At 67.6% G+C, this 17,586-nt stretch carries 24 protein-coding genes and 1 tRNA gene; 22 read left to right on the forward strand and 3 right to left on the reverse strand.

Going from position 1 to position 17,586, the window contains the following annotated elements; all coding sequences use genetic code 11:
• Positions 1-67 precede the first annotated feature (67 nt).
• Genes IBJ82_RS09030 through IBJ82_RS09130 form a run of 21 tightly spaced genes read left to right on the forward strand, consistent with a single transcriptional unit; the run spans position 68 to position 14,188 of the window.
• On the forward strand, positions 68-277 hold the full coding sequence (locus IBJ82_RS09030) for a DNA-binding protein (protein WP_194826262.1): 210 nt from the start codon (positions 68-70) through the stop codon (positions 275-277).
• Positions 274-489, forward strand: coding sequence for a hypothetical protein (locus tag IBJ82_RS09035; protein ID WP_194825507.1), 216 nt, complete (start codon positions 274-276; stop codon positions 487-489). Before IBJ82_RS09030 ends, IBJ82_RS09035 begins: the two co-directional genes overlap by 4 nt.
• Positions 489-638, forward strand: a complete 150-nt coding sequence (locus IBJ82_RS09040) for a hypothetical protein (protein ID WP_194825508.1) — start codon at positions 489-491, stop codon at positions 636-638. Before IBJ82_RS09035 ends, IBJ82_RS09040 begins: the two co-directional genes overlap by 1 nt.
• Positions 635-1,012 (forward strand): hypothetical protein, encoded by a 378-nt coding sequence (locus IBJ82_RS09045; protein WP_194825509.1) that lies wholly within the window; start codon positions 635-637, stop codon positions 1,010-1,012. Before IBJ82_RS09040 ends, IBJ82_RS09045 begins: the two co-directional genes overlap by 4 nt.
• On the forward strand, positions 1,009-1,311 hold the full coding sequence (locus tag IBJ82_RS09050; protein ID WP_194825510.1) for a hypothetical protein: 303 nt from the start codon (positions 1,009-1,011) through the stop codon (positions 1,309-1,311). The genes IBJ82_RS09045 and IBJ82_RS09050 overlap by 4 nt, the downstream gene beginning before the upstream one ends.
• Positions 1,308-1,709: a hypothetical protein gene (locus IBJ82_RS09055; RefSeq protein WP_194825511.1), complete on the forward strand. Its 402-nt coding sequence runs from the start codon at positions 1,308-1,310 to the stop codon at positions 1,707-1,709. The genes IBJ82_RS09050 and IBJ82_RS09055 overlap by 4 nt, the downstream gene beginning before the upstream one ends.
• Entirely contained in the window at positions 1,706-2,788 is a 1,083-nt protein-coding gene (locus IBJ82_RS09060; RefSeq protein WP_194825512.1) for a hypothetical protein, read from the forward strand. Before IBJ82_RS09055 ends, IBJ82_RS09060 begins: the two co-directional genes overlap by 4 nt.
• Positions 2,785-4,785, forward strand: a complete 2,001-nt coding sequence (locus tag IBJ82_RS09065) for a hypothetical protein (protein WP_194825513.1) — start codon at positions 2,785-2,787, stop codon at positions 4,783-4,785. The genes IBJ82_RS09060 and IBJ82_RS09065 overlap by 4 nt, the downstream gene beginning before the upstream one ends.
• A 37-nt stretch (positions 4,786-4,822) precedes the next feature.
• Positions 4,823-5,446: a hypothetical protein gene (locus IBJ82_RS09070; protein WP_194825514.1), complete on the forward strand. Its 624-nt coding sequence runs from the start codon at positions 4,823-4,825 to the stop codon at positions 5,444-5,446.
• 31 nt (positions 5,447-5,477) lie between these two features.
• Complete coding sequence (locus IBJ82_RS09075; protein WP_194825515.1) at positions 5,478-5,867, forward strand: hypothetical protein; 390 nt, start codon at positions 5,478-5,480, stop codon at positions 5,865-5,867.
• Between the two features lie 25 nt (positions 5,868-5,892).
• Complete coding sequence (locus tag IBJ82_RS09080) at positions 5,893-7,422, forward strand: hypothetical protein (protein ID WP_194825516.1); 1,530 nt, start codon at positions 5,893-5,895, stop codon at positions 7,420-7,422.
• Position 7,423: 1 nt separating this feature from the next.
• Positions 7,424-7,867, forward strand: coding sequence for a hypothetical protein (locus IBJ82_RS09085; RefSeq protein ID WP_194825517.1), 444 nt, complete (start codon positions 7,424-7,426; stop codon positions 7,865-7,867).
• A 1-nt stretch (position 7,868) separates the two neighbouring features.
• On the forward strand, positions 7,869-8,282 hold the full coding sequence (locus IBJ82_RS09090; protein WP_194825518.1) for a hypothetical protein: 414 nt from the start codon (positions 7,869-7,871) through the stop codon (positions 8,280-8,282).
• A complete protein-coding gene (locus tag IBJ82_RS09095; RefSeq protein WP_194825519.1) occupies positions 8,282-9,337 on the forward strand; it encodes a toprim domain-containing protein in 1,056 nt (351 codons plus the stop codon). The genes IBJ82_RS09090 and IBJ82_RS09095 overlap by 1 nt, the downstream gene beginning before the upstream one ends.
• A gap of 28 nt (positions 9,338-9,365) precedes the next feature.
• Positions 9,366-9,716 (forward strand): hypothetical protein, encoded by a 351-nt coding sequence (locus tag IBJ82_RS09100; RefSeq protein WP_194825520.1) that lies wholly within the window; start codon positions 9,366-9,368, stop codon positions 9,714-9,716.
• A gap of 32 nt (positions 9,717-9,748) precedes the next feature.
• The gene (locus IBJ82_RS09105; protein ID WP_194825521.1) at positions 9,749-10,174 is read left to right on the forward strand and encodes a hypothetical protein; all 426 of its coding nucleotides are present in this window, start codon (positions 9,749-9,751) and stop codon (positions 10,172-10,174) included.
• Entirely contained in the window at positions 10,171-11,061 is an 891-nt protein-coding gene (locus IBJ82_RS09110) for a DUF2637 domain-containing protein (protein ID WP_194825522.1), read from the forward strand. Before IBJ82_RS09105 ends, IBJ82_RS09110 begins: the two co-directional genes overlap by 4 nt.
• A complete protein-coding gene (locus IBJ82_RS09115; protein WP_194825523.1) occupies positions 11,058-11,312 on the forward strand; it encodes a hypothetical protein in 255 nt (84 codons plus the stop codon). Before IBJ82_RS09110 ends, IBJ82_RS09115 begins: the two co-directional genes overlap by 4 nt.
• Positions 11,296-12,723: a DNA cytosine methyltransferase gene (locus IBJ82_RS09120; RefSeq protein WP_194825524.1), complete on the forward strand. Its 1,428-nt coding sequence runs from the start codon at positions 11,296-11,298 to the stop codon at positions 12,721-12,723. Before IBJ82_RS09115 ends, IBJ82_RS09120 begins: the two co-directional genes overlap by 17 nt.
• 38 nt (positions 12,724-12,761) lie before the next feature.
• Complete coding sequence (locus tag IBJ82_RS09125; RefSeq protein WP_194825525.1) at positions 12,762-12,959, forward strand: AlpA family transcriptional regulator; 198 nt, start codon at positions 12,762-12,764, stop codon at positions 12,957-12,959.
• A gap of 2 nt (positions 12,960-12,961) precedes the next feature.
• Complete coding sequence (locus IBJ82_RS09130) at positions 12,962-14,188, forward strand: site-specific integrase (RefSeq protein ID WP_194825526.1); 1,227 nt, start codon at positions 12,962-12,964, stop codon at positions 14,186-14,188.
• A gap of 93 nt (positions 14,189-14,281) precedes the next feature.
• On the opposite strand, the gene IBJ82_RS09135 is transcribed toward IBJ82_RS09130, so the two are convergent.
• The 3 genes from IBJ82_RS09135 to IBJ82_RS09145 all read right to left on the reverse strand — a co-directional run bounded on the left by IBJ82_RS09135 (position 14,282) and on the right by IBJ82_RS09145 (position 16,984).
• Positions 14,282-14,355, reverse strand: a tRNA-Pro gene (locus tag IBJ82_RS09135).
• A gap of 67 nt (positions 14,356-14,422) precedes the next feature.
• Positions 14,423-15,973, reverse strand: coding sequence for a hypothetical protein (locus IBJ82_RS09140; protein WP_194825527.1), 1,551 nt, complete (start codon positions 15,971-15,973; stop codon positions 14,423-14,425).
• 48 nt (positions 15,974-16,021) lie between these two features.
• A complete protein-coding gene (locus IBJ82_RS09145; protein ID WP_056821935.1) occupies positions 16,022-16,984 on the reverse strand; it encodes a metallophosphoesterase in 963 nt (320 codons plus the stop codon).
• Between the two features lie 122 nt (positions 16,985-17,106).
• Between IBJ82_RS09145 and IBJ82_RS09150 the strand changes: the two genes are divergently transcribed.
• The gene (locus tag IBJ82_RS09150; RefSeq protein ID WP_194825528.1) at positions 17,107-17,571 is read left to right on the forward strand and encodes a GatB/YqeY domain-containing protein; all 465 of its coding nucleotides are present in this window, start codon (positions 17,107-17,109) and stop codon (positions 17,569-17,571) included.
• Positions 17,572-17,586 lie beyond the last annotated feature (15 nt).

The following is a 17,586-nucleotide window of genomic DNA, read 5'->3' on the forward strand; positions in this document are numbered from 1 at the left end:
GCGTATACGCAGTTGCGTATACGCTTCTGTGTATACACAAGTCGCATACGTGGAAGGAGCTGCATAGATGAACACAGGGGATAGCTCGAAGGGGCCCGTCCTGATCGGGCTTCGGGATGCTGGAGTGCTCGCTGGCGGAGTGCATCCGACCACCGTTCGCCGGTGGGTCAAATCGGGTCTGCTGCAGGCATTCCTGGTCGGGCCGCGACTGATCAAGGTCGACCGCGACGAGGTTCTGGCGCTCAAGCGCCCGCTCATCGAGGGCGGTGCGAAGTGAGCGCGCCGGTTCGAATCAAACGGAGCATCGCCGGCGCGGTAAGCGCGGACGGAAGTGATCGCCCGATCAAGCGGAAGTCGCGGACCGTGATCACGGCGCCCGACGTCTCCGACTACCTCGACGAAATCGTCGACCAGGCCCCGCCGATGTCCGCCCAGGCTCACGCCAAGCTCGCAGCGCTTCTGGGCCGCTCGGCGCGGAGGGCGGCCTGATGCGCGGCAAGACATTCCTAACCGCCGTCGCGCTGTTGTCCGTGGGCTACATGGTCCTGACCGCGCCGGATGTCTTCGGGTTCGTGCTGATGGTCGTCGGTGCTGTGTGGTTCTGGCGCGCGACGAAGCGCGCGGGGGTGCGGCGATGAGCACCGATCACGGCCAGGAGCCGATTCACGATCCGGTCGACTTGCTCGACGAGCTGGACTCGATCATTCGAGCCCAGGAGGTGCTGCGCCACCGCACGATCGCGCTGCAGGCCCGCTACGCCGCTCTGGAGCCACACGCGGACCGATTCGACCAGCCGAACGTCAACCCGAATCTGAAGGGCTTCCCGCGCGAGTACGGCTCGATCAACGTCTCGCACACGGCCATGAGGCTCGGGGACGCGGCGAATGACATGGCCATGACGTCGAAATACGGCTTGCATCCCGCACGCAAGTTGGCAGCGAAGGTTCGCGAGTACCCGAATCAGGCCCAGTCGGTCGAGGCACCCGCGGTCGATCGGCGGCGGTCGCGGTGAGCGGCGGGTTGTTCCGGTCGCCCCGCGAGGACCGCAACGCGGTTGGGCGCAGCGCCGGTCAGTCGATGGCTCGCCCCGAGTTCATGGGGGTCGGTGCGGTCTACGCCCCGGTGAACCACCTGCCGCCTGCTCTACGACTGATCGTGCTGGCCGTGTGCGTGTTGATCGGGATGGTCGGTTGCTCGATTGCCTGGGTCGACCAGCAGAGCTACCAGCCCTCGCTGAACATCTGCCGCGCCGCCGACGAGAACGTGCGGGTCGCGCAGGTCGAACCGTGCCCGGTCGGGACACGGCCGTGAGCAGGCATTTGGACCCGGAAGGCGACCGGCACGGCGGTATGCCGACTTATCCGTGGGGCGCGGCGCCGTCGCACCTGCGGACACGGCGCCAGCTCGCCAAGGACAACCAGCGACCGGGCGATGAGTACGAGGCGCAGATTCTGCGCAGCCGGCGGGGACGGGACCCGTTGAAGGCGCACCTGTTCGACGCCGCGAAGGCCCAGCCCAAGCGTGAACCGACCCAGGCCCAACTTGACGCGTTGCGGGTTGCGCGGTGGACGAAGTCGGCGAACGCGGCCGAGCGCCGCGGGGTCGACGCGACCGACATGCGGGAGCTGATCGAGCAGGCCAGGCGCGACCTGGCCGCACGTCACCGAAACCGGCCAGCCAAGCAACGACCGGGAAGGGAGCGAACATGAAGATCGACCACAAGCAGAAGACGGCCCTATGGGCGGCGCTGGAAGTCGAAGCGCGCGACGAAATCATTGCCGGACTGCGTGATTCGGGCCTGACCTACCGCGATATCTCCCGAGTACTCGGTGTCCGGGCCCGCCGGGTCGAGGCCACGCTCGGCGAGATCGACGCCCTGCACAGTCGCGGGCTGAGCATGACCGAGATCAGCACTCGTGTCGGGTTGCCGCGCAGCACCGCCCAGGCGCTGGTCGGCCCCGGCCGCCGATCGACGGGACGCAAGACCGCGGTGCTTTCAGCGTTGTCGCAGATGCACGGCATGCAGGTCGACACCCTGGGCTGGTTTCTCGGAATGGAACGCAACCACGTCTACGCACTGGTCGCCGACCTGGTTCGGGCCAGCGAGGTGCACGAACTCAAGCAGGTCCAGCCGGGCGAGAAGTGGGTTGTCCCGACCCGGATCACCGCGGCCCGGTACCTGGGATGGCGTCCGCCGGAATGGCAGCCACCGCTGATGTTCGCCGAGCACTACCGCGCCGTCGCGCAAGCCCGCGTGATGTTGGTTGGTCCGGACCCGAAGTCATGGGTCTCGGAGCGGACGTTGCGTCACCGCGTTCAGGGCGAGACCCAGCCTGGCCCGCGAAAGCCGGCGACCCCGATTTCGAGCGGCCGTGACCCGAAACTCGGCCGCCCGCACATCCACGACGGCCGATTCCTCGGTGTCGTCGAGGGCCATCACGGCTGGTGGGCGCTGGAAGTCGAACTGTCCAAGAAGCAACCCGAAGCGATGGACATCGCGTTGCGGGGTGCGATCCGGGCCGCTCGTGACAGTGACACCGAACCCATGGTCGGCGTGCTCTACCTGTGCCGTACCGCGTCGGTCTACGACAACGTCACCGCGGCATCGGAGCGGTTGCCCGCGGCCGAGTTCTCCGGTCTGGCTCTGGATCTGGTTGTCGATGACTTCGACGCCTATTGGTCGCGCTGGCTCAAGCGCTACGCCGACCTACGCGAGGCCAGGAAAGCGGCGAGCCCGAACCGGTTGCGCAGCACCATCATTCATCTCTCCCAGCAGGAAGCATCATGACGTGCACACCTCTCATCACCCCGGCTGACTGCGCGCCAGTCAAGGCCCCGGTCATCATCACCGCGTCCCCGACAACGACCCCGGCGATAAACCCGGGCGCACCGATGCCCGACATCGCCCCGACCGCACCGCCCGTCGAGGTCGGCGGGCATAACCTGCCCGATCTACCGATGCCCGACTTCGCTGCCCTGGCCCACACTGCCGGGACCTCCGCGGTGATCGCGTTCGTCGTGATCGCGATGCTGCTGTTCATCGTCGCGGTCGCCACGGCCTGGCCCTTGGACCCGCACCGGTTGCGCAACTTCGCCGTCGCGTCGCTGCTGTTGCCGATGTCGTCGGTCGTAGCCGGCGGCGCCTGGTCGACACCATGGACCCTGCTGTGGACTGGCGCCGAAACCCTTGCTGCCGGGGACTTCTCGGGCCTGGTGCCGATGCTCGCGGTCGCCGGACCGGCCGCGATGCTGCTCGCGACGTTGTGGTGGGCGAAGTTCCTTGTCCAGAACGCCAGCGTCGGACAGAAGTCCCTCGCACGCACCGAGCGCATCAAGTCCGCGATGGACAACCGGCGCAGCCAGGCCGCGGCACGGGCAGCGAAGCTGGGTGCCCCATACAGCACCGGAGATTCGATCGTGCTCGGGGTGCTGTCCGAGCACGTCAGCGCCGAACCGGGCGGGTTCTGGCGCAGCCTCACCGCACGGCACATGCAGTGGCTGACCATCCCGCACGCGGATGTGAAGCGACACATGGGCATCATCGCGACCACCGGCGCTGGCAAGACCACCCTGCTAGAACGGCACCTGGTGTCGATCCTGACCACGGAGTGGAAAGCCTGGCAGCGCTGGCGCGAGGTCCCCGGCATGCGCGGTCGCCACCCGCGGCCGTTGATCGTGATGATCGCCTGCAAGGGCGGCGAAGACGACCGGGTGCTCGGCGAAACCATCCGCGACGACGCCCTCGCGATGGGCATCGAGGACGAGCGGATCGCGCTGGTCCCCTCGCGGGATCGACTCGATATCTGGGACATGCCCGCCCGTGACCTGCGGGGCGTGCTGATGGACCTCATGGTCGGCGGCGAATCGACCACCAGCGAAGGTCAGCACTTCGACGAGATGCGCAAACGCATCGTCACTCTGGTCGTCGATGCCCCCAGTGGCCCGCCGCGGTCGTCGGCCGAGTTCCTGGCCCGCCTGGAAGCGCAGACCATCGTCGATGCCTGGGGCGGTTCCCCGGATGTGGTCCGCCAGGTCGAGGCGCTGCAGGCGGAGAAGGTCCCGCAGCTCGACGACGCGCTGATCAAGATGTCGAACCTGTTCTCAATGCTCGAAGACCACAACGGCAACGGTGTGTTCGACGGGGGCAAGAACCTCGACGAACTCGACATCCTCTACGTGACCGTGCCGGGCATGGATCCCGACGCCGGGCGCGCCCAGGTCGCCGCGATCATCCGCATGGTCATGCAGCGGGCCGGGCGCACCGCCAAAGACCAGCGGCGCAGCGTCTCGCTGATCATCGACGAACTCTCCGCTGTCGCAACCCAGTCGCAGGCGATCGGTTTGGAGAACGTCGCCGAGCGGGGCCGCTCCCAGGGTGTCGCGTTGACGTTCGCGGCGCAGTCCCAAGAAGGTGTCGCGCGCGATCAGTGGTCGCTGAACCGGTTGCTCAAGGCGTGCGCCGGCGGGCTGATCCTGGGTTACTCGGAGAACGCCGGTGATGTGTGCAAGCACTTCGGCTCGATCCGTAGCGCGATGCCGTCGCGGCACCTGATCAAGGGCCAGCGTCACGGTGACGAGGGATCGGTGTCCTACGGCGAGAAATGGCTGGTCGACCCCGACCGGGTCCGGCAGATGGCTACCGGGGAAATCGTGCACGCCAAGGCCGGTCACGCCTACTACGGCCGCGTCGTCCCGGTCGACCGCGCCGAGCTCAAGCCCTTGCCGGGCACCCGCGCCGCCGACACCGCGGCGCCGATCGACCCCGAACCCGTCGCCGCCGTCTGACGCCGCGACCCCCCACCAAACCTGAAAGGCCACTGCCATGCGCATCATTCGCGGCAACTCCGACCCCAACGACGACAACGAGCACAACCACGACCACGGCCGCAAGCAGCAGCCGGCGTCGGAGTCCGACGCGGCCCGCATGGCCGAGACGCTCGTCGACGAGGCCGAGGCATTTCTCGCAGCCCAAGCCGACGCACACCCCTTCGAACCGGAGCCCGAACCGAAACCAGTTGCGCGACTGGTGAAGTCGCTCACCGGTGAGCAGACGGCCGTGGTGCCGGTCGAGGACGAGAACCTGATCCCCGCGCTGCGCCCGCAGCCCGACCAGCCCGCAGCCCCGACCGGGCGCAAGGTGCCGCGCTGGGTGCGCACCGCGCTGCCGGGCTCTGTCGTTGTGGTCACTCTCGCTGTCGTAGTGACCCATGGCCAGCCGGAGGTTGTGGCTGTCCCGATCGATATCTACGCCGGTTGCTGGGTCGGGTTCCTGTTCTGGAACGCCGCCCATCGTCCGCCGCTGCGCGATGTCGCCGCCGCCACGATCTCGGCCGCGATCGGCCTGGTCGCCGCCGTGCTGAGCCTGTTCGCCCACGGCATCCGCGCCCTGGTCACCGGTATCGGCCACCGACGCGGCCGCTTCGAAACCGCACGCACCGCCCACTGAACAACCCACCACAAGGAAGGAACCACCTGCCATGCCCGAGAACACGACCGAACCGATCCTGCCGATCCCGTCTGATCTGGACCAGCGGACCTGGCAAGCCCGCGAGGCACTCGACGCGCTGCGCCACCAGATCCAGACCCTGCACGAGCACTACGGCGAACTGCACGGGTCACCGGAATCGCTGCGCACCGACAACCTCGGCCAACCGATGGAACCGACCGAGGCGACCAGCGCCACTCAGATGTGGCTGGCCTCGACCGACCGGGCGCTGTCGGCCGCCGAGGACGGGCTGCGCCGCGCCAATTCCTACACCACCCGGCTCTCGCTGACCGAGCAAGCCAGTGAGGAACGCGAGGCCCGCGTCCAGGCGCGCAAAGACCTCTACAACGGGCGCCGTCCCCGGGTCGAACGCACCCGCTGAACCCACCACAGCAAGGAGAACTGCCATGTCCGAACGTCCCGTAGAAGACGAAATCATCGACCAGGCACGCCATTTCGGTCGCGCGCTGATGGCACTGGCCAGCCAGCACGGCCGGGCGGTGACCTGGATGGAGCAGCGCCGCATCCGTAAGGAGGTCAGCCGAGCATTGCGCCAGCAGCGCCAGGCCGAGTTCATCGAACGCCAAAAGCAGCTGATCAACACCGAACGAGCCGTGGACCGCTACCGCGCCCACGCCCAGGCCGTCACGATGCGCAGCAACGACCCGCGCGTCGACCACGACCGCCGCAGCCGCGACCAGCTCGCGCTGCGCACTCATGCCACCGACATCCAGCAGGCGGTACTCACAGGTCATAGCTTGACCCCGGTCGAGCAGGGCATCGTGCTGGACGGAATCGACTCCGCGACAGCATTTCCTGGCCACGACCCGAAGCGGGCACTGTTCGCCGGTGCCCACCGAGTCAAGGGAATCGACGCCCTGCGCTACCGCGCCACCGTCGCCCGCACCCGCGCCGCGCTGCCGCAGCAGGTCGCCGAGCTGACCGAACAGCGACGCCAGGCCAACACCGCTCGCTACCAGCGCCCGACACAGCCGGTTCCGGTTCGCAAGGCCACCGGGCAGGAGCGTGAGGCCGCGATCCAGCAGTTGCGGAGGGCACAGCTCGATTGGGACCTCAACGCGCCGACCGCCGATCAGGCGGACCTGCGGGCCTATGACCGCCAGGTCCGCACCGCCACCGCGGGTGCCGCCGAGGTCGGGGTGTCACCCGAGCGGATCGCCTACGAACGCGCCCACGCGGTCGAAAACTCAAAGTTCACCGCGAGTGTGTACTCACTGCGCCCGGGCGGGGATCAAGCCCAGGTCATCCAGACCGTGCACCCGACCGGCCGCGAGGCCGCCGAGTGGACCCACCGCACCGTCCGCTCGACGAACTGGGTGCCCCAGGTCGCACTCAAAGCCGTCATCCACGAACGCGGCGTCGAAGCCCCCGCACGCGTCGCCGATGGCACCTACGAGCAGGTCAGCGCCCGAACCGCCGAATGGACGCCGACGCGCAAGCGCCCCACCACAACGCAGGAAACTGCCGAGCCGGCCACCCCGGTGAGCTCGGATGCAGACCGGTTGGCCGAGGTCGAAAAGCAGCTCAAGGCCATGGGCCAGGACCGTGACCGGCTGATGTCGAAGGTGTCGATGCTGCAGCGCGGCATGGACTCGGTCACCGCGGACCGCGACGAGATCCGCACCAAGCTCGACTCCGCCGAGGGCCGGATCGAGTCGCTGACCAACCGCAACACCCGACTCGCCGCCGAGATCGACGAAGTCCGCCGCGACCAGCCCGACATCGAGGACCTGCGCGCCGAGCGCGACCAGTACAAGACCCAGCGCGACCGGGCCATCGACCGGTTGGCCAAGCAGACCGCCGCGGCGCGCGAACGGCCCGGTGGTCCCGAACGGGTCGCCGCCGAGACCAACCAGACCCAGCCCATGCCCAGCCCGATCACCAACGGCCACAACGGAATCGAAAGGAGTCGCTGACATGCAGCGCGAACACGAAGAGGCCATGCGTGCGGACTTCGACCGCCACGCCGATCTGTCCGACCAGATGGAAACCGGGGTCACCCACCCCGACAGCACCATGACCGACGAGCAGATCCTCGCCATCGACGCCCAGCAGCAGGAACTGGAACAGCGCTGGGCCGGCGGCCCCCATGCCGAGCACTGGCAGTACCTGTCCGACGCCCACGACGACTGGCGGCAGGCCCCGGACACGATGCGCCGGATGCACGAGAACATCGCGCACAACGACGGCTGCTTCGTCACCGACATCGAGTCCCGCAGCCAGGACCAGGCCGCCGGCCTCTACGCCCGGACCTGCGAGCGCCGCGAGGCCGTCCAGAGCGAAATCCGTACCCGCCGCGAGGCGACCAAGAAGACCCGCCCCCAGCGCCGCGCTCGCGGCACGGTCGAGCGGAGCCGTTGAGATGGACTACAACACCGAAGAGATCATGCGCGAGGACTTCGCCCGCGTGGTCGAGCTCAACAAACAGATCCGTGACGGCGCCGGCCCCGACATCGGCCACAACGTCGAGTACGGGCGCGAGATGGCCGCACGTGAGCGCAACGGGTTCGTCAAAGCCTGGTCCAGCGGCCCGCACGCCGAGCACTGGGATACCTTGCGCGGCGCCCACAAGGCGTTCGAGTTGGTCCCGGACGCCATGGTCGGGCTGTACGCCGATATCCGGTCCGGACGCAACGCCCACGGTCTGGACGGCGTCGACCAGCGCAGCGTCTTCCAGGTCGCCGAGATGCGCGGCCGGGACAACCCGAACCTGCGTCACGCCTTGATCGAAGCCACTCGCGACCGGCGCCGCACGCCGATCGAGCGGAGCCGGTGATGGACCCGCAGCCCGGCACCGCTGGTCAGTCCTGGCAGCGGATCGTCGAGGCCCTGGAGCGCCACCACCTGGGCCCCGCGAAAGGACCAGGGACACCACAGGCGTGGAACCGGTACCTGTGCCCGGTCCACGAGGGCGACGGCAAACATCACACCCCGAGTTTGGGTGTGCGGTATGACCCGCGTCAGGCCAAGACGATCGTGCGGTGCTTCTCCGGAACACGCTGCGACGACGCCGAGGTATTGGGGCGGATCGGGCTGCGGGTACGCGACATGTTCGACCGGTTGCCCGAGCGAGCCCGCAACGGGCACAACCATTCCGGCAACCGGTCGCACAGCACGCAGCCGGCGCGGATACCCCGGCAGGTGTTCAGCCGCGCCGAGCAGGCCATCTTGGCCGCCCGGTTCGAGTTCCCCACCAAACCCGACCTCGGTGCGCAGACCGGGCAACCGGAGACCGAAGCGACCTACGTCTACAAGTGGCCCAACGGACGCGTCGAAGGCGCGGTGATCCGGCGCCGGACCCCGCACGAGCACGGGTACGCCAAGTCGTTCTACCAGCGGCACTGGACCGGAACTGAGTGGGAGAACACCGGTTTCGCCCCCTTGCCGTGGCACCTCGACGACGTAAGGGAAGCCCTCGATACCGGGCGCGAACTCTACGTCTGCGAGGGCGAGAAGGACGTCCAGCGGGCACGGCTGGCCGGAGAACTGGCGACCTGCAACGCGATGGGCGCAGGCAAGTGGACCGCCGAGCACGCCCGATGGTTGCGCGGCGCTGGTCGCGTGATTGTGGTCGCCGACCGCGACAAGCCCGGCTACCGCCACGCCAGCCAGGTAGCCGAGAGCCTCTACGGCCAGGTCGGCGAAGTCCGGGTGCTCCAAGCCCGCGCGGGCAAAGACCTGTCCGACCACTTCGACGCCGGTCACACCCTCGACGAACTCGAACCCGTCCGCTACCTCGACCGCCCCGGCTTCCACCAGCAACACCAGTCCGGAGCGGTCGAGAACCGCGGCCGAGAACCGTCGCCGGTCGACCGCCGACTCAGCCGATAACCACCCACCACAAGACAAGGAGCACCCGATGGACCGCAACCAGCCCACACCGGACCCAATCCTGGCGCGCGCCAAGGACTTGAACCGCAGCCTGTTCAACGCGATAGCCGCCGCGGAGAACCCCGATCTGATCAACCCCGACTGGCCCCCACACAAACCCAATCCCGAACTTGAGCAGATCAAGGGCGAGATCGAAGCCAACTACTACGCACACCTGACCGAGCACCGCGACCACCTCGGCAACCACGAGGACTTCCGCAACGACTTCGAGTTTTTGGACTGGCTCGCCACCGAACGCGCCGACCTGCGCGACCACCAGAGCTGGACCGGTGATCCCGAAGAGCCGCTACGCCGCGCCGATCGCCGCCGCAGCCGCTGAACCCCCACCGACCACAAAGGAGAAATGCGCTCATGACCATCACCAACTTCGGCCAGCGTTTCCGCAAGGCCGCCCGGCCGGCACCCGCCTTCGGCAAGAACAGCACCCCCGGCACCACGGTGACCGGATGCATCACCGCCATCACCGAAGAGCCCAAGCTCAAGTTCGGCGGGGCACCCGGCGAGGTCGAACTCGACGACGACGGGCAGCCAGTGATGCAACTCGTCATCACCATCTACACCGGATCCGGACCCCGGAACCTCTACGTCAGCTGGCGCATGGAACAGGCCATCGGCCGAGCCCTCGAAGACGCCGGATGCGAGGAGTTCCAGATCGGCGCCACGCTCTCGGTCACCTACACCGGACCCGACCCCGAGTACACAAAGGCCCGGATGTTCGCCGCCACCTACGCCCCGGCGACGGTCGCCGGCGCGGCAACTCGACAGGGCGGGCAGTGACCGCATCGACTGCCGGTGCATACCCGGTGCGCAGCAACGACGCTGCGCACCGGTCCGCACCGAGCAGTGCACAGCCCGCACCCCGTGACCCCAACGAGGTCGCCGCCGTCCGATTCTTCTGGGGCGAGTTGATCCTCGTCGCCGCGATGTCGATCGGTGGCAACGCCGTCCACGCAGTCCTCAACGCACCGACAGGAATGGAAGTTGTCGCCGCGATCGTGGCGACATTCCCGCCGATAGCGTTGCTCGCAGCAACCCACGGCGTCGGTCTGCTGGTCCGTGCTCGGTCGAGCGCGAGCCTGGCCTACTGGGCCGTTGTGGTCCTGACCGGCATGATCGCCGTCGTCGCGTTCCGGCTCTCGTTCGACGCGCTGCGGGATCTGGCAACCCAGGTCGGGACCAGCGAACACCTGGCATGGCTGTTCCCGGTCATCATCGACGGCGCGATCGGACAGGCCACCGTCGCCCTTTTGGTCCTCGCTCGCAAGCAACGCATCGACCCCGAACCGGTCGTGCGCACCGATGCGCACCCGGTGCACAGCCCCGAATCCGTGCGCACCGTCTCGGTGCGTGAGGTCCACACCGAATCGCACGCCGTGACCACCGCGGCAGCTCCGGCGCCGGTGATCGAGGCCGCCGAACCGGTCGCAATCACCTCCACGGTGCACACAGTGCACACCGACCGGTGGTCATCGGTCGCAGAAATGGTGTGCAGCGCCGATCCGGCCGGGCGCCGTGATCCGGACAAGGTCGCCGAGATTCTGCGCCTGCGCCACGACGCCGGACTGTCCCACGCACGCATCGCCGAACAGGTCGAGGTATCGGCGTCGACCGTGACCCGAACCCTCAACGCAGCCGCCGAGATCACCGAAGGGACCGAGTCATGACGTTGCTCCATCTGCACCTCGACATCGCGGGCTTCACGATCGAAACCCGCATCGAACGCTCACCCCGCGCAACGACCGCGACCGCACAACCAACCGATGCGATCGCCACCGACCGCGACGACCGGATCCGCGCGCTGCACCGCGCCGGCGCCTCGACTCGCACGATCGCGGCAGAAGTCGGGTTACACCACTCCAGCGTCGCCCGCATCCTCGCAACTCCGGAAGGCGCCCGCCATGATCACACTGACTGACCTGTTCTGCGGCGCCGGTGGATCCAGCAGCGGCGCTGTCCAGGTGCCCGGCGTGCAGGTCCGTATGGCCGCCAACCACTGGCCCCTGGCTGTCGAAACCCACAACACCAACCACCCGAACACCGACCACGACTGCGCCGACTTGTCCCAGGTCGAACCCCGCCGCTACGCCCGCACCGACATTCTGTGGGCATCACCGGAATGCACCAACCATTCCGTCGCCCGCGGTCGCCGCCGCAACATCGACTCCACCCCGGACCTGTTCGACGATGTCCTGCCCGACGCCGCCGCCGAGCGATCGCGAGCCACGATGTGGGACGTCGTGCGCTTCGCCGAGCACCACCGCTACCGCTCCGTTGTGGTCGAAAACGTAGTCGACGCCGCGAAATGGGTGCTGTTCGAACCGTGGCTGACCGCGATGGACGCCCTGGGCTACCGACACCGCGTGGTGTATCTGAACTCGATGCATGCCAGCGCAGCCGGCGACCCCGCCCCGCAAAGCCGCGACCGCATGTACATCGTGTTCTGGCGCAACGGATCCACCGCACCGGACCTGGACCGTTGGACCAGGCCACGCGCCTGGTGCACCGGTTGCGACCGCGCGGTCACCGCGGTTCAGGCGTGGAAGAACCCACCTCGCCCGTGGGGCCGCTACCGAGCCCAGTACGTGTGGCGCTGCCCATCGGTGACGTGCCGCAACACCGTGGTCGAACCGGCCTGGTTGCCCGCATCGTCGGTGATCGACTGGAACCTGCGAGGTCAACGCATCGGTGACCGGTCGAAGCCGTTGGCGGACAAGACTATTGCTCGTATTCGGGCCGGTCTGGCGAAGTTCGGCGAGGTTGACCCGATCATCGCGACGATGCGCGGCGCGTCGAAGTGCCACCCGGCGAGTTACCCGGTCACGACCATCTCGGCGGGCGGTGGACACCACGGTCTGGTCGTACCGCCGATGTTGGTGCCGGTCGAGGGGCGGGAGGGCAAGCACGCCCAGCCGGTCACCGCACCGGTGCGGACGATGACCACAAGGTCGGAAACCGCTGTGCTGGTGCCGTACTACGGCAACGGCACCGCCCGCACCTCCGAAGCGCCACACGGAACGGTCACTACCAGGGACCGGTGGGCGATGGTCGTGCCGCTGCGCAACCACAACACCGCGAAGGCCCTGACCGAGCCGCTCGACACCGTCGCCGCAGCCGGTAACCACCACGGACTCGCCACCGTCGCAGCCAGTTTGGACGACTGCGAGTTCCGGATGCTCGAACCGTACGAGATCAAGCAGGCCATGGCATTCGGCCGCGGCTACGTCCTCGGCGGCAACCGCCGCGAACAGGTCCGCCTCGCGGGAAACGCCGTCACCCCGCCCGCGGCAAGAGACCTCATCCACGCAGTAACCGCTGCTCTGTCCTGAAACCAACCGCACTCATTCTGAAAAGGAGACCCCAAACCATGAGTACTGACCGATACCTGCAGGCGAAGGATTGCGCCGAACTGACCGGGATTCCGGCGGGCACCTGGCGCTACTGGGCGCATCTCGGAACCGGACCGCGGAGCTTCAAGCTCGGGCGCCGACGCGTATGGCGAGAGTCGACCATTCTCGCCTGGATCGCCGAGCAGGAGCTGGCCGCGACGGACGGAGCGGCCTGACCATGTCGACACGACGGAATCGCCGCGCCGGGGTCGAAGACCTTTGGACCAAGGACGAGCGCCAGGACGACGGAACGGTGCGGCGTGTTCCGTCCAAGCTGGAAGGTAAGGGCAAGCGCTGGCGCGCTCGCTATGTGGATGACGACGGGCAGGAGCACTCCAAGCGGTTCACTCGCAAAGTCGATGCGCAGTCCTGGCTCGATTCGCAAGTGAGCACCCTTGTTCAGGGCAGCCACGTCTCGCCGTCCTCAGGTCGCGAACTGGTCGGCGATGCGGGCAAGAAGTGGCTCGACTACCAGGCTCACCTCAAGGAAACGACCAGCTCAACCCGCAACTACACGTGGGAAACGCATGTTCTTCCGCGATGGGGTAGCAAGAGCCTCAAGGAAATTCGGAAGACCCACATCCAGGCGTGGGTCGCCGAGTTGGTTGCGGCCGAGGCCGGCGTACCTACGATCGAGAACGCGGTTGGAATGCTTCGCATGATCCTCGAATCCGCGGTGGATGACCGGCAGTTGTCGTCGAATCCTTGTGCCGGGGTCAAGCTTCCTCGCCGGAAGCATCGGCCGCACGGGTACCTGTCCCATGACCAGGTCGAACAACTTGCCCGCGAGGTCGTCGAGCAGGGGACCGTGATTCGGTTCCTCGCCTATACCGGACTTCGCTGGGGCGAGATGGCTGCGCTGCGGGTGTCGAACTTCGACATGCTGCGTCGGCGGGTGAACGTACTGGAAGCGGTCGCGGAGGTGCGCGGCAAGTTGGTCTGGTCGACGGCCAAGAACCACGAACGTCGCACCGTTCCATTCCCGGAGTTCCTGGCCGCCGACCTCGCGGCCCTCATGGTCGGCCAGAACCGCGACTCCCTGGTGTTCCGGTCGCCGAAGGACAAGGCGCTCCGAGTGTCGACCTATCGCCCGCGGGTGTTCAACAAAGCAGTGGAGCGCCTCCAATCGGCGGCGCTCGAAGCCAGGGCAGAGGAGCTGAAAACGGGGCAGGGACTTCGCACCCCGGAGTTCCCCAGGGTCACGCCGCACGATCTTCGGCACACCGCCGTATCGCTGGCGATCAGCGCCGGCGCGAACGTGAAGGCTGTTCAGACGATGGTCGGGCACAAGTCGGCAGCGCTCACCCTCGACACGTACGCGGATCTGTTTCCGGACGACCTCGAAGCAGTTGCCGAGGCGCTCAACGTGGCGGCATTGGCCGCCCGGAAACGCGCTGCGTACTGACTGCGTACCCACCTCGCTGCAGAGGGCAGACAGCAAAGAACCCCTGACCCAGGAATCCCAGGTCAGGGGTTCTTTTGTGTCTCAACCAACACGTCGGGGTGACAGGATTTGAACCTGCGACCTCTTCGTCCCGAACGAAGCGCGCTACCAAGCTGCGCCACACCCCGTGAGGCGAACCTGAAGTAGCTTACAACGCGGGGTCGGGAAACGTTAAATTGGCTGGTCAGCTGGGGGCTAGTCGAGGGATCTGATGGTGCTGAAGATGCGCTTTGCTTCGGTGGCGTCGATGGCCCCTGGGACGCCGGTGTCGGCGATCATGACCATGACGAAGCTGCCGTCCTTGGCGCCTTTGAAGGCGTAGGTGTAGACGGAGTAGGTGGAGGCGCAGCCGGGTTTGGGGGCGGGGACGGTGCCGGTGGTCTCGGTGAACATGCCCTCGGTTTTGCCGTCGATCGACTTCAAGGGCTGGGCGGGGCCGGGGGTTCCCTTGGAGCCCTGGTAGGCGAGGGGGGCGGCCTTGGTGCCGAGTTCGGCGCCCGCCGCGGCGTTGTCGGCGTTCTTGGAGCCGGTGAGCAGCGACATGGTGCGGGTGGAATTGGGGCAGTAGTCGCGGCCGTCGGAGGCGTAGCCCTTGCCGACCACCGAGTCGCCGGGGGGCTCGCCGACGCCGCCGATGGTGGTTTCGGTGGCGACCTTCCAGCCCGCAGGGACGTCGTAGGCGGCGCCACGGTCGGGGGAGGCGACTACCTGGTAGCCGTCGATGAGGGGTTTGCGGTTCGACGCGGCGCCCGAGGGGGAAGGGGTCGTCGTGCTCGGTTTGGGCTTGCTCGACGAGGTCGGTGCCGGGGTGGTGGACAGGGCGCTGACCATCGACGGGGTGGCGCCCGCGGTGGTGTTCGGTGCGTCGTCGCCTCGGGTCAGCGCGACCGCGGTGATCGTGCCGCCGACCAGGAGCAGCGCCGCCACGCCTGCCGCGGCCCAGATCGCCGCCTTGTTCCCGGATTTCTGATCGGGCGGAAAGGGCTGGCCGTACGACTGGACGCCACGGTGATCGAGCGGGGGGATTTCGCCGTATTGCTGCGGCGCCTGCTGTTGCCGACTCGGTGCGCCCCACTGCTGCTGACCGGGCGGATTCGCCGGACCGCCGCCACCCCATTGTTGCTGTCCACCGGCGGCGGGAGCGCCCCACTGCTGAGCAGGAGGTACCGGCCCACCCCACGGGCCCGGAGTTTGTTGTCCGGCAGGCGGATTCATGCCCGGTTGCCACTGCTGATTCGAACCAGGTTGTCCGCCAAGAAAATTAGCGCCAGCCGGACCGCCATGCTGCGGGCCCCCGGGATGCCACTGCTGGCCAGATTGCCCGACAGGTGGATTCATACCGGGCTGCCATGGCTGATTCGAACCCGGCTGACCCACAGGCGGATTCGCGCCTGGCCAGGGTGTCGGCCGGCGCAGCTGGGTGGCGTCGGCCTGTCCTGGCTGCGGAACCTGCTGTCCCGCAGCAGGGTTACCGGAATCCTGCCAATCCTGCGGACCCGCCGGTGCCCATTGCGTCGGTTCGGGGAGCCCGGGTGGCGGGCCGGAGCCGTCCCACCGCAGGGTCGGGGGGAGGCCGGCGCTGCCCGGCGTCCAGACCGCGGTGGGATCAGGCGTACCCGGATTCGGCTGTCCCGTAGCCGGATCCGGCGAACCGGGCCGCTGCCACTGCTGATCGGGCTGGTTCGGTGCGCCGGGGCCGCCGAATACGGTCGGGTCGTCGCGCCTGTCGTCGGATCCACTGCTCACGGTCGTCTCCTGTGACACCTCAATGACAATGCCGTTCGGAGCCAGACCCTAGCGGGCTACGGCCTCCGAGGTGGAAATGCCGAAGCCGGTATCGGCGGAGGGCCGCTTGGGCTGGGAGCCGACCAATGTCAGCAGCGTGGCCTCGGGGCGGCAGCAGAAGCGGTAGGGCGCCCACGGGGAGGTGCCGATGCCCGCCGAGACGTGCAGCTGCGTGTGCGCGCCCCACTGGGAGGCGCCCTTCACACGCGACTTGTCGATGCCGCAGTTGGTGACCAGCGCGCCGTAACCGGGAACGACGAGCTGCCCACCGTGGGTGTGACCGGCCAGCACCAGGTCGTAGCCGTCTTCGGCGAAGCGATCGAGCACGCGCGGCTCGGGCGAGTGCGTGACACCGATGCTGAGCTGCGCCAGCTGGTTCGGTGCGCCCGCGACGGTGTCGTAGCGGTCGCGCTGCAGGTGCGGGTCGTCGACACCGGCGCTGGCGATGCGGATGCCTGCCACCTCGAGGTCGCGCCGGGTGTGGGTCAGGTCGAGCCAGCCGCGTTCGGTGAATGCCGCGCGCAGGTCCTTCCACGGCAGCGGATCGCCGTAGACGCGACGGTGATCTTTCTTGAAATACTTCAGCGGATTCTTCGGCACCGGCGCGAAATAGTCATTCGAACCGAACACGAACAAGCCGGGTCGAGCCAGCAGCGCACCGAGGGATTGCACCACGGCGGGCACAGCCTTGGGATGGGAAAGATTGTCGCCGGTATTCACGACCAGGTCGGGTTCGAGGCGGTCGAGTTCGCGCAACCACTGTTGTTTGAGCTGCTGGCCCGGCATCATGTGCAGGTCGCTGACGTGCAGAATGCGCAACGTCGGCGAACCGGGCGCGAGCACCGGCATCGTGGCTTCGCGCAGGACGAACGCGTTCCGTTCGATCAGCGTGGCGTAGCCGATGCCTGCGACGGCGGCCCCTGCGGCTCCCAACGCGGTTCGGCGGACAGCGGACGTCGAGATAACGGGCATTTGCCCAGCATAGGCGACCCCCTCCCGGATCGGCGCGTGTGTTTCCGCACAAACGGTCTGGAATTTCCGTCGCGACGGAAATGTGATGGGACTCCACAGAGCGAACGACTACGGTAAACCGCATGTCGGAACTGAAAGCCAAGCTGCGCGCGGATATGACCGCCGCGATGAAAGCCAAGGACAAACTGCGTCTCGCGACCCTGCGGATGCTGCTCGCCGCTATCCAGACTTCCGAGGTCTCCGGTTCGGAGGCGCACGAACTCGCCGATGCCGATGTCGTGTCGCTGTTGCAGAAGGAAGCGAAGAAGCGCAACGAAGCGGCCGTGATCTTCGAGCAGAACGGTCGCGGTGAACTGGCCGCGAACGAGCGCGCCGAGGAACAGATCATCGAGGAGTACCTGCCGACTCAGCTCGACGACGCCGAGGTGGCGCAGATCGCCGACACCGCGATCGCCGAGGTCGCCGAGCAAATCGGTGAGCGCCCGAGGATGAAGCAGATGGGCCAGGTCATGAAGGCCGCCACCGCGCTCGCCGACGGTAAGGCCGACGGTTCGCGACTGTCCGCCGCGGTCAAACTCAGGCTCTGAAAACGTGAAGGCCGC

It is taken from the genome of Nocardia sp. XZ_19_231 (assembly GCF_015355705.1).
Lineage (GTDB): Bacteria > Actinomycetota > Actinomycetes > Mycobacteriales > Mycobacteriaceae > Nocardia > Nocardia salmonicida.